This window comes from Pelomonas caseinilytica (assembly GCF_021353235.1).
In the GTDB taxonomy this organism is placed as follows: domain Bacteria; phylum Pseudomonadota; class Gammaproteobacteria; order Burkholderiales; family Burkholderiaceae_C; genus Pelomonas; species Pelomonas caseinilytica.
Map to the genome: position 1 here is coordinate 1 of NZ_JAJTWT010000035.1, position 2,421 is coordinate 2,421.

Below are 2,421 nucleotides of genomic sequence, written 5' to 3' on the forward strand. Positions count from 1 at the left end.
CGAGCGGCACCGCCACGTGCGCCGCGGTTTCCTCCCTCGAGGCTTGTTCAACACCTGCCCTCTACTGGGTGTCGTTCGCACCACCGGCATGTCGCGCGGGCAGGTGTCGAACAAACCTAAACGGGAGCGGTCTTTCGCTTCGCCGAACTCGGCGCCCGGAAGCTGTCGTTCAACGTTGGCGCTCAGCGGGCGGCGAAGCCGTCCGCTGCAGCAACGGGTTAGCCAACGCTGTTCCCCGCCGCAGCCCGGAAACCCTCAAGCTCTCGCAGCGGTGCGACCAGGAATGACTGATCAAGTTGAAGAGCATATTCAAGCTTGTTCTCATAGGTTGCCTTTGACCAAGCCTCGCCTGTGACTTCAATCTGCCCGCCAGGCAAGCAAACGAGCTTGGGAAATGCTGATTTATTGGGGCAGACCGCGATGGTGCTGCCTCGCAAGCGCGGGCACGATGCCGGCATGAGCCAACGCAGCTTTGCCAGCGCCGAGTACGCGATGAAGAAGAAGCTCACGCGGCGAGAGAAGTTCCTCGCCGACATGGAGCGCATCGTGCCGTGGCCGCGGCTGATCGCCGTGATCGAGCCGCTGTACCCCAAGAGCGGCCGCGTTGGCCGACCGCCGATCGGCGTGACGAAGATGCTGCGCATGTACTGCCTTCAACAGTGGTACGGCCTGGCCGACGAGGCGCTGGAAGACGCGCTGTACGACAGCCAGGCGCTGCGCGACTTCGTCGGCGTCGATCTGTCGCGCGAGTCTGTGCCGGACGCGACGACGCTGCTGAAGTTCCGCCGCCTGCTGCAGGCCAACGACCTCACGCGCGCGCTGTTCGACGAGATCAACGCGCACCTGAGCGAGCAGGGGCTGCTGATGCGCGCGGGCACGATCGTCGACGCGACGATCATCGCGGCGCCCAGCTCGACGAAGAACGAGGGCAATGCGCGCGATCCCGAGATGCACCAGACGAAGAAGGGGAACCAGTGGTTCTTCGGCATGAAGGCCCACATCGGCGTGGACGCCGAGTCGGGCCTGGTGCACTCGGTCATGGGCACGGCGGCCAACGTCGCCGACGTCACGCAGGCCGGTGCGCTGCTGCACGGGGACGAGACGCACGCCTTCGGCGATGCGGGCTACCGCGGCGTGGGCAAGCGCAAGGAGGCCCAGGGGCCCCAGTGGCATGTGGCAATGCAGCCGGGCAAACGCCGCAAGCTGGACCTCACGCGCCGTTGGGCGCAGTTGCTCGAGCAGGTCGAGCAGCTCAAGGCCAGCGTGCGGGCGAAGGTCGAGCATCCGTTCCATGTCGTGAAGAACCTGTTCCGTCACAGGAAGGCCCGCTACAAGGGCCTGGCCAAGAACGAGGCGCAGTTGTTCAGCCTGTTCGGCCTGGCCAACCTCGTCATCGCCAAGCGAGAGTTGTTGGCAATCCATGCCCGAGGTGCGTCCTGAACGGGCAAAACGGCCCCGAAAGGGGCTTCAAGACACCGCGTCGAGACATCTTGCGCGCCAATCGGCGCTCCGGCGCCGTCACCGTGCCGCGGACCGCGATCCAGGCACGTGATCTTGCCCATAGATCAGCGCGTCCCTTGATGGTGAACTGGCGATCGCGTGGACAGAACGTCGCTTCGCCTTGCAGAGAATCGTATAGGGCCCGCAACTGCTTGGAGAAGACCTCGATGTCCGTAGGCTCAACCCACGGTTCGATCCTGCCCTGGAAACCGCACACCGCAATTTCTACATCCACTTGTAGCCACGCTTCAGTCGCAAACGAGGGCGGCAGGCTGATCTTGACGTACTCGGAACCGGTCCCGAAATGAATGACTGGCATGCGCTGGCTAACGTCGGCGCTCAGCGGGCGGCGAAGCCGTCCGCTGCAGCAAAATGAATCGCCCCGGGTTTCGAGGAGGCTCAACACTCTGAGAGGATTGAGCCATGAGCAAGTCGAACAAGTTCTCGCCCGAGGTGCGTGAGCGCGCGGTGAGGATGGTGCAGGAGCACCGAGGGGAGTACCCGTCGCTGTGGGCGGCCATCGAGTCCATCGCGCCCAAGATTGGCTGCGTGCCGCAGACGCTGAACGAATGGGTCAAGCGCGCGGAGGTCGATGCCGGCGTACGAGAAGGCGTGACGACCAGCGAAGCCCAGCGCGTGAAGGAGCTCGAACGCGAGGTGCGTGAGCTGCGCAAGGCCAATGAGATTCTGAAGCTGGCCAGCGCGTTTTTCGCCCAGGCGGAGCTCGACCGCCGCATCAAGTCCTGAAGGCCTTCGTCGACCAGCATCGCCTGCAGTTCGGGGTCGAGTCGATCTGTCGTGCGTATTCCACTGATCGCGGACACCCATTCCAGGCTGATCGCGGACAGTGTTCCAGGCGATCGCGGACACCCTGAGTGAGGTGCCTGAGTGACGGGCCGGATGGTAGGTCAACTGTCCGCG

Annotated in this window: 2 protein-coding genes, 1 pseudogene and 1 other annotated feature; of the genes and pseudogenes, 2 read left to right on the forward strand and 1 reads right to left on the reverse strand. The window is 64.1% G+C overall.

From position 1 onward, the window contains the following. The first annotated feature begins 456 nt into the window (after positions 1 to 456). Positions 457 to 1,440, forward strand: a complete 984-nt coding sequence (locus tag LXT12_RS26635; RefSeq protein WP_233395551.1) for an IS5 family transposase — start codon at positions 457 to 459, stop codon at positions 1,438 to 1,440. On the opposite strand, the gene LXT12_RS27200 is transcribed toward LXT12_RS26635, so the two are convergent. Further along, positions 1,391 to 1,819 (reverse strand): WapI family immunity protein, encoded by a 429-nt coding sequence (locus tag LXT12_RS27200; RefSeq protein WP_419964801.1) that lies wholly within the window; start codon positions 1,817 to 1,819, stop codon positions 1,391 to 1,393. The genes LXT12_RS26635 and LXT12_RS27200 overlap by 50 nt on opposite strands. Before the next feature lie 104 nt (positions 1,820 to 1,923). Here LXT12_RS27200 and LXT12_RS26640 point away from each other — a divergent pair. Next, a pseudogene (locus LXT12_RS26640) lies at positions 1,924 to 2,300 on the forward strand (transposase); the annotation flags it as partial. Beyond that, positions 2,202 to 2,319, forward strand: a sequence feature (AL1L pseudoknot). (Overlaps the previous pseudogene by 99 nt.) The last annotated feature ends 102 nt before the right edge of the window (positions 2,320 to 2,421 follow it).